This window comes from Colwellia sp. BRX9-1 (assembly GCF_014077195.1).
GTDB lineage: Bacteria > Pseudomonadota > Gammaproteobacteria > Enterobacterales > Alteromonadaceae > Colwellia_A.
In genome coordinates this window covers 1-7,602 of the sequence record NZ_JACGVM010000038.1, presented here as the reverse complement: position 1 = coordinate 7,602, position 7,602 = coordinate 1, and the positions used below count along the sequence as shown (strand labels likewise).

General features: G+C 33.6%; 12 protein-coding genes. 1 reads left to right on the top strand and 11 read right to left on the bottom strand.

Annotated elements, in window-relative coordinates; translation table 11 throughout:
• Window positions 1–285: 285 nt before the first annotated feature.
• Window positions 286–738 carry a hypothetical protein gene (locus H4J76_RS19185; RefSeq protein WP_182215158.1) on the top strand — a complete coding sequence of 151 codons (453 nt, stop codon included), beginning with the start codon at window positions 286–288 and terminating at the stop codon, window positions 736–738.
• A gap of 90 nt (window positions 739–828) precedes the next feature.
• On the opposite strand, the gene H4J76_RS19180 is transcribed toward H4J76_RS19185, so the two are convergent.
• The 11 genes from H4J76_RS19180 to H4J76_RS19130 all read right to left on the bottom strand — a co-directional run bounded on the left by H4J76_RS19180 (window position 829) and on the right by H4J76_RS19130 (window position 7,355).
• Window positions 829–1,716 carry an alpha/beta fold hydrolase gene (locus H4J76_RS19180; RefSeq protein WP_182231113.1) on the bottom strand — a complete coding sequence of 296 codons (888 nt, stop codon included), beginning with the start codon at window positions 1,714–1,716 and terminating at the stop codon, window positions 829–831.
• Between the two features lie 84 nt (window positions 1,717–1,800).
• Entirely contained in the window at window positions 1,801–2,154 is a 354-nt protein-coding gene (locus H4J76_RS19175) for a hypothetical protein (protein ID WP_182215154.1), read from the bottom strand.
• 581 nt (window positions 2,155–2,735) lie between these two features.
• Window positions 2,736–3,143: a ribonuclease E inhibitor RraB gene (locus H4J76_RS19170; protein WP_182215150.1), complete on the bottom strand. Its 408-nt coding sequence runs from the start codon at window positions 3,141–3,143 to the stop codon at window positions 2,736–2,738.
• A gap of 72 nt (window positions 3,144–3,215) precedes the next feature.
• Window positions 3,216–3,683, bottom strand: coding sequence for a hypothetical protein (locus H4J76_RS19165; RefSeq protein ID WP_182215148.1), 468 nt, complete (start codon window positions 3,681–3,683; stop codon window positions 3,216–3,218).
• A 434-nt stretch (window positions 3,684–4,117) separates the two neighbouring features.
• On the bottom strand, window positions 4,118–4,453 hold the full coding sequence (locus H4J76_RS19160) for a hypothetical protein (protein WP_182231112.1): 336 nt from the start codon (window positions 4,451–4,453) through the stop codon (window positions 4,118–4,120).
• 171 nt (window positions 4,454–4,624) lie between these two features.
• Entirely contained in the window at window positions 4,625–4,978 is a 354-nt protein-coding gene (locus H4J76_RS19155; RefSeq protein WP_182215145.1) for a hypothetical protein, read from the bottom strand.
• Between the two features lie 64 nt (window positions 4,979–5,042).
• Window positions 5,043–5,492, bottom strand: a complete 450-nt coding sequence (locus H4J76_RS19150; RefSeq protein WP_182215143.1) for a hypothetical protein — start codon at window positions 5,490–5,492, stop codon at window positions 5,043–5,045.
• Window positions 5,493–5,623: 131 nt separating this feature from the next.
• Window positions 5,624–5,878 carry a hypothetical protein gene (locus tag H4J76_RS19145; protein ID WP_182215141.1) on the bottom strand — a complete coding sequence of 85 codons (255 nt, stop codon included), beginning with the start codon at window positions 5,876–5,878 and terminating at the stop codon, window positions 5,624–5,626.
• Between the two features lie 103 nt (window positions 5,879–5,981).
• A complete protein-coding gene (locus tag H4J76_RS19140; protein WP_182215140.1) occupies window positions 5,982–6,362 on the bottom strand; it encodes a hypothetical protein in 381 nt (126 codons plus the stop codon).
• A 97-nt stretch (window positions 6,363–6,459) separates the two neighbouring features.
• Window positions 6,460–6,858 carry a DUF1801 domain-containing protein gene (locus tag H4J76_RS19135; protein WP_182221961.1) on the bottom strand — a complete coding sequence of 133 codons (399 nt, stop codon included), beginning with the start codon at window positions 6,856–6,858 and terminating at the stop codon, window positions 6,460–6,462.
• A 122-nt stretch (window positions 6,859–6,980) separates the two neighbouring features.
• Window positions 6,981–7,355: a hypothetical protein gene (locus H4J76_RS19130; RefSeq protein ID WP_182215136.1), complete on the bottom strand. Its 375-nt coding sequence runs from the start codon at window positions 7,353–7,355 to the stop codon at window positions 6,981–6,983.
• Window positions 7,356–7,602 lie beyond the last annotated feature (247 nt).

The following is a 7,602-nucleotide window of genomic DNA, read 5'->3' as shown; positions in this document are numbered from 1 at the left end:
AAAACGAAGATGCCCTACAACGAATCAAAATATTTAGAAGCATTAAACCGAAGAGGATCGCCACTGTTAAAATTTGCAATAAATAGCTAAATTTTACTAGTTGTCCACCTCAGGGCGTGTTGTTAGCCTTATGTTACCTACTTGTTACGTAGAAAAAAACTCCATTTTTGTCTTCTATTTAAGCTTGAATATTACATTAAAATATCTATAATCCTGCTGGCTAATAAGTTTAAGGAATGAACGATTTATAATTAACTCCATTAAACGCAGGTAAATATTACAATTATGACTGTCATGGCACACCCAAACTTACAAAATGTTAAGCGATATAGAGTTCAAGATAAGGTGTTTGGTATTCAAGAATACTTTTCTATTGCCAAGCATGGTGACAAAGCTAAAATTTTAGCAGAGAAAAGACAAAAAGAAATCTCTCAAAAAAGACTATATCGTCAAATACGTATGCAGTTAGATATAAATAAGATATTTCATCCTGATGGAACCGTTATTGGACTAAAACGAACATTAAAAAATAAAAGTGGTTCAATAAAGCAAATTTTACATATTCAAATTATCGTAAATGGCAAACAGAAAAAAACTGATATCACAATTGATAATAAAACCTTTGAACAAGCATATCTTAAGGCTCAAAATAAAATATTGGAGTTAAGAAAAATTGAGCAATCTCCTGAAATAACAGAAATATTCAAAAAAATAGCAGGATACTACAAATACAGCTAATGCCCCATCAAGAGGCTTTTAATTGTTGATTACAATGTTAACGCCACTTAACCAATGGTTTAAATGCCTGCTTGAATGCCTTGCTATGCATCAATTACCACCAATCAATGATTCAATAATACTAACAACTAGATCAGGATCTGCTATATGTAGATGATGTCTTTTTGATTCAGAAAAAATAATTTTAGTATCAGTCGATAAAGCTTTAAAACTGTTAATTGTATTAGCATATAAATCATTCATAGGCTTAGCAATACTGTCGGGAACAAAAGGTTCATCATATCTAGGTGTTTGGTTAATATAATCTTTACTTGTTTTTGAAAAAAGAACAATAAGAGGCTTACCTTCAAAAGTTTTGGAAGCTGTGATTAACTCATAACTTTTAAGGTGATCTACTTTTTCAGCCATGTTTTTAAACATAGGGTCTTTTACACCTAACTCAAATTCCATTATATCTTGCAAATCTTTATTTTCTGTTTCAAAGCCATCAGGCCATCTTGTAGCCATTGTATGAAAATACCCATAAATACCTGGGTCAATGAATACAGCACCTAAAACATCACTGGTATATAAATGATTGTAAGCTCGAATAATGTAGGATGCATAGGAACCACCAGCAAAATAATATGGAGGTTTAACATTGGCGACAGACAATAATTCATGTAACCAGTTTGCCGTATCAAAAACGGTAAAAGGTACAGGCCCTTTCTCACTTTTCCCCAACCCTAAACGATCGTATAAACAAATACTGAAAGTTTTATTTAGCCGCTTAACATTATTCATCCAAGCTCCATCCGAGCCTGCTCTGCTATAACCTTGCTCTAAAATAAGCTTAGGTTTATCGTTTTCATAACATTCTAAATAAAGTTTAAAACCACCAACATCATAAAGTCCTTTCTTTGTTGGTAATAGAGTTTCATCGTTGGCTGTACTGCTAAAGTTTACCAAGAGAAATATAAATGCTAAATATGATTTCATACACTGTCCTTGTATATATTTGATACCTAACGCCCTATTAAGAGCCAACTGTTATTTGTCTTGCTTTAACAGCTTGTGAGGCGTTTAAAAAAACCAACCCGTTGGATTATCAATAGCCTTTTCCTGGTCAAGCGCTTTCATGCCTTTAACCGAACGAATTATTAGCCAAACCATCCAAAACAGCAGCACAAACCAACCAATTAAGATCACAGATAAAACTGAACCTAAAAAGATAAAAAGAGCACCAATCCAAAAAGTTCTAATTTGGAATTGATAATGTGTTTTTAACCATTCAGGTGCTTCGTCCCTATTGATATAGGCCATTACAACGCCAATAATCCCGGTTATACCAAAGATTAAGCCGACCATATAAAGTATGTAAACTATTTTGGCAGACCCTTTCGTTGTACGGCTATTTTCCACTGTTACTTCACTCATCTATTTTTTCCTTTAATTGTGATGAATTTTAATTAATTTCTAAACATCAATAAAAGCCTAACGCCCTGCTTGAATGGCTTATACGCACGAACCTTTTGAAAAGCTTAAATTCATAATATTCTCTAATCGATCACTATCTCCATTCCTAATATCTATAGAAACATAGTTCCCAGCGTTTATATATTCTACAAGCTGTGCGTCGCTACAAACTTTATCTTTTATGTACTTACCAGAGTTTGTTTTTATTTTAGTTTTATCATTTGAATCAAGATTTTCACCTATACCACTTAATTCTAATGCTAAACCTACAGTATTTTTATACGATCATCATTTTCAGTAAAATATTGTTCAAACGATGTCTTTAATTCTTCCTGAGATGGTTGCATTAAATCATTGTATGCCATTCTGCCTATATTTAGAGCCAATAGAAAAAATAGTATTTTTTTGAGATGCTTCTTCCAAACCATATTAGATAACCCATTGCGTTTAACGGCCCATTAAGAGGCAAATGATCGTTGGCTAAAATAAGCGACGAAAGAGCAGATAGCCAACTGTTATTTTTCCTGCTTGTATAGCTTATATTACATTTCTACCGATGCGCCCCAACCTACTGTTTCGCATGAGTTTGATGGAATTAAGGGCATTAATTTAGCTCTAAATGAAGAAATTTCACTTAAATTCAACTTCATATAAGCGCTTAAAGATGAAGACCAAAGTTTCCTTTTTTCAGAATAGAATATGTAATCATCGTCAAAGCCAACAATTTTTGCTCTTGATATTATTTCAGCAACTTGTTGCTGACTTTTGCAGTCAACCATAAAACTTACCCAGTGTACTTTCTTAGCATTAGATCCTTTCTGAATGAGCAACTCAATTAAACTTTGATCAGCTTCAAGATAATTAAATGGTGAAGGTTCCGGATTTATCTGCTTTGTAGCACAGCCACAAATAGAAATAAGTACTAAAGTTAATAATGTTATTTTGCGCACAAACTTTCCTTGTAATATAACGCCCAATTAAGAGGTAAACAGTCACCTGTTTTTATCCGTTTGAAGTTATTGTTAAGCTTTTTGATTTATTGGCTCAACATCAAGAAATGGTGTTGAAGGTGTTAACCTAAAAAATACTACACGAACACCAATGTCTGAAGTTTTAATGGTAATATTTATTAAAGCATCACCGTTTTCGAAAGTGCCTTTGAACGAAAACTCGCCTGTTGTACCAGACGTGTGAGCATTGTAATTACCAATTTCAAAATCTGAAATACTTTTAATTTTTCCCATCGTTTTGAATTGGGCCAGTATTATTTTACTCTCTTGAGTATTGATTTGTTCAATAAATTCATTACTCAAACGAGCATATATGTCCTGTGTTTCCCAGCGCTCACTGAAATCAGCCATAAACTGTTGCACAAATGGCTCTTGTTCGTCCTTAAAGCTAGATGAACCTGCCGCTAAAAATATAATTAAGATTACAATCAGCGTAAATAGACCACCAAGCCACATCATTAACTTTTTTAGAAACTCCATACTATGATTTATCCTTAAATGTCTAACGCCCGTTAAGCGGTAAAAATATTGTTGGCTAAAATTGACAACGCAGAGATAACAGTCAACTGTAGTTTGAATGTCTTGTTAGCAAACAATTTAGTTAAAAAAAACAAGCTTTTACACTGTACTGATGGAAGTAATAAGCATAAATTACCGCATCACTTAGCCACAAAACTTAATAGTTAAACAATAACACAGAATGCTTAACAAATTATAAACAAAATAATTACAACAAAAAAGGAAGGAAGCAAACACTAATCCTTTGATGTTAAGGGACAAACACACCGATAATAGTTAAGAAATTGTGTTGCCTCCCCTGTAGCTTATAACGCCCATATTAAGCGGCAAATAATAGTTGACTATAGGTGAGCAACAAACAGCAGCCAACTGTTTTTGTCCGTGTGAACGTGTTGTTAGTTGCTGATCACACCAATAGTTGATACATAAATCAGAAAGATACCAAATATAAGAGAAACAACACCCGCAGGCCTGAATGTGCTTTTAAAATTATGAGCTGACCAAACAGCAAATTTACGATGCTTATCAGAACCCATAATTACAAGCCCAATACCAACAGCGATGAGTAAATAGCCAATACTAAGTATTAATTGAGGATACAGTGTAGATTGATTAAAAAGTACAAAGACAACCCCTGCAACTAACCGACTAATAACTTCGAACCAATGGAAATAACTTCTATTACTGAAACTTACGATCCCATCTGACCAATAATTTGGATTAACAATCATGACGATGCTTAGACAGATCATTATTAAACCAAACGCAGTGATGAAATACACAGAAATCTCCTAAGCAACTAACGCCCATATTAACGGGCAAATAATAGTTGGCTAAAATATGATGCGAAGCGGAACCAGCCAACTACAATTTTCCCGCTTAAATAGCTTGTTATATGTAAATTACCTAACTAGTCCTAATACTTCTTCGCCTTGAAACCCAACACTTAATTGATTACAGCTTTTTGCCGTTATTTGGACATCGACAAATGAACCTTCAGCTGCACTATACATTTTTGCATCCCAAGAAGATTTCGTTGAGTCTATCTTAAGACTTTTTAATACAACTAAACCAATGGACTCAGGGTTTAAGTTATGAGAATAAACTGAGATTTCACCTTTAGTTAAATCAATAAAAAGTTTTGCCGGTTTAGCTGAGTGATCCCAAATACCAGTAAAATTACATTCATCACTTTTCGCCTCAGGTGAAAATATTGAGACTATAAAGATTGAGCTTAAAACTATCAGTTTGAACATGACTATCCTATACATATAACACTCGCTTGAGCGCTTGTCAGAGAGCAGTTAACACCATTCACCTCTAACTATTTGATTTAAAAGCGCGTTTTAATGCCTTGGGAATTATTGAATCCCCCTTAACAATCCTACTATTATTAATTCCTCTAAACTTAGATATTACTGCTGAGTCTGCAGTATATGATTGTCCATTTATAGTGATGAAGCCATCAGTAAAGTACACTTTAAACAATTCATTCTGATTTGGAGACATTAACAACAATATGTCAGAACTTTCTAGGTTGACTGGATTTTTGGTTGTTGTAGCCGTTAATACTACGGTATCAATAAAATTTTTTATTAATTTAAAATTTTCCCATCTAGCATAAATAATTGCACTATCTTGCTTTTGATTTAGCCAATAAATAGATTCTACTTCTTGAATCGTACTTGTGTCATAAAATTCATCACTAGCAGCTAATACAACAGTAGGTATTATGCACAAACACAAACACAAAAATAAAAACTTAATCATTTCGCAACTCCTTGATAATTCGCAGAGACTATCTCTGCTCCCTAACGTCCCGCTAAGGGAAATTTAATTGTTGGTTATAACGTGAAGCGAGCAGAGCCTAACCAACTGTTAAAAAGACCTGCTTGAATGGCTTATAGTGACTTCAAACTGAATGCTTCATTAATTTTATTAACCAATTCTTTAGCTTGAGCTTCATTAAGTGAAATAGGTAAAGAAGAATAAGACAAAAAACCTTTAGATACTATGTTTAGACCAACACCAACGGAACCGTCTTCTAAGCCTAGCTTATGTACATTAACCTTAGTTTTTATTAAAGTTTTAGCTAACGCATCTACTTGACCTAATGCGCCAATTTCTTTGCCTTTAAATAGTTTAAAAAGTGCCATGCTCGTCCTTGTAAAATATAACGCCCAAATAACAGGCTAAAAATAGTGGGCTAAAATGGAGCCAAGAGAACGGCCTGCTGTTTTAGTCCTGTTGATTTTCTTATTAGGTACTTTTACCCAAACCAAGCGACTTAAGTATTAAAAGTGATAATAAACTAATAAGACTAGAACATATAAAGCCTGTAAGCGGAGCAAATGTTCTTCCCGTATCGGATATGACCTTACTCATCGCTAGCTCTTGAGATGCGGTAATTTCTAAACCATTAAACATACCGTCATTATTAAGATCGAACTTATTTAATTGAAATTCTAAGTAAACTTCATATCCAAAGACTGAATATATTATTAAGCCGTATGAAATGGCAAAAATATAAAGACTGATTTTCGATGGAAACGCTAATTTTTTTCTTGATAATTTAAGATAAACAAATATTACAATTGGCGCAAGATACAACAAAACAAAGAACATGTAGATTAGAACCATCCAGACACTCCAAACGCCACGTTAACCGACAAAAGATTGTTGGTTAATGTTGCGAAAGGAGTGAAATAGCCAACTTTTTTTGTCCTTGTTTAATTTCTTAGGCATTTTTACACCTATATTTTTGCTGCATATACTGAACGGATAACTTAGCTATTTTTTCGAGAACATCCAGTTTGATATCGGATAATTTATTAATATACAAACAAGATTTGCCCAGTTTATGTTTACCTAGTTCCTGTAATAAGTCTTCGATTTTGTCAAAACCAGGCATTATATAAACCACTAAGTTTTGTTTTCTAGGAGAGAACGAGATTACTGCGGAATCTCCTTCACGACCGCTATCGTATTTATAGTGATATTTACCGAAGCCAATTATGCTGCCACTTAAATAAGGCTTATACCCAGATACTCTTTCCAAAAAAGATAACAACGCAAATGAATCCGATTTTCTGGTCTCATTTTCAATGCACGATATAAAATTGTTGATTTCATCCATTTGACTGCTCCAAAATTATCGAAATGCCTTGCGGCCATATTAAGTGGCAAATAATAATTGGCTAAAATGTGAACGGAGTGAAACTGCCAACTGTAATTTTTCCGTTTGAAGTTCTGTTAGGTTTAAAGAAAGCCTGCAGAAAAAATACCTGCACCAAGCCCCAAAAACCCCATAGAAGCTCCACGAATAACCTTTAAAATTTTAGACATTTCATATATGTTTTTACCTTTGAGCAGTGAATCAACAATATGGTCTTGCCCAACCAAAGAAAAAAATATTGATAGAGCTAAAAAAGCTAATGAAACATAGATACCATTTCCAATTACAACAACGTTTAATTGTATAAGAATTATTATTGCACCAATGACAGCAGATGAAAGCCACGCATATTGTTTTAATAATTCAAAATGAAGCTCTGTTGTCAATGTTTCATTCTTCGCTTTATTTGTACCGACTGATTCGACTTCGATATTTTTTTCTACTATTACTTCTTCCATAATTTAAAAAGAACTCCAATGTATGGTTAAACCTATTGCCTACTTTTAGAGGCAAATAATATGTTGGCTAAAATAAGCGACGCAGGAGCAAAAGCCAACAATTATTTGTCCTGCTTTAACGACTTATAGTTGGACCAATCCATTTATCAATCGATTAGTTTACTATATTTGATAAGTGGAATATGCCTCTGTTGGTTACGAATATTGAACGGCAAACATCCAATGTTTCTAACAAGACGTTCGAACC

Coding starts and splice junctions, on each gene's coding strand:
- H4J76_RS19185 (WP_182215158.1), top strand. CDS start 286: ATGACTGTCATGGCACACCCAAACTTACAAAATGTTAAGCGATATAGA.
- H4J76_RS19180 (WP_182231113.1), bottom strand. CDS start 1,716: ATGAAATCATATTTAGCATTTATATTTCTCTTGGTAAACTTTAGCAGT.
- H4J76_RS19175 (WP_182215154.1), bottom strand. CDS start 2,154: ATGAGTGAAGTAACAGTGGAAAATAGCCGTACAACGAAAGGGTCTGCC.
- H4J76_RS19165 (WP_182215148.1), bottom strand. CDS start 3,683: ATGGAGTTTCTAAAAAAGTTAATGATGTGGCTTGGTGGTCTATTTACG.
- H4J76_RS19160 (WP_182231112.1), bottom strand. CDS start 4,453: ATGATTGTTAATCCAAATTATTGGTCAGATGGGATCGTAAGTTTCAGT.
- H4J76_RS19155 (WP_182215145.1), bottom strand. CDS start 4,978: ATGTTCAAACTGATAGTTTTAAGCTCAATCTTTATAGTCTCAATATTT.
- H4J76_RS19150 (WP_182215143.1), bottom strand. CDS start 5,492: ATGATTAAGTTTTTATTTTTGTGTTTGTGTTTGTGCATAATACCTACT.
- H4J76_RS19145 (WP_182215141.1), bottom strand. CDS start 5,878: ATGGCACTTTTTAAACTATTTAAAGGCAAAGAAATTGGCGCATTAGGT.
- H4J76_RS19140 (WP_182215140.1), bottom strand. CDS start 6,362: ATGGTTCTAATCTACATGTTCTTTGTTTTGTTGTATCTTGCGCCAATT.
- H4J76_RS19135 (WP_182221961.1), bottom strand. CDS start 6,858: ATGGATGAAATCAACAATTTTATATCGTGCATTGAAAATGAGACCAGA.
- H4J76_RS19130 (WP_182215136.1), bottom strand. CDS start 7,355: ATGGAAGAAGTAATAGTAGAAAAAAATATCGAAGTCGAATCAGTCGGT.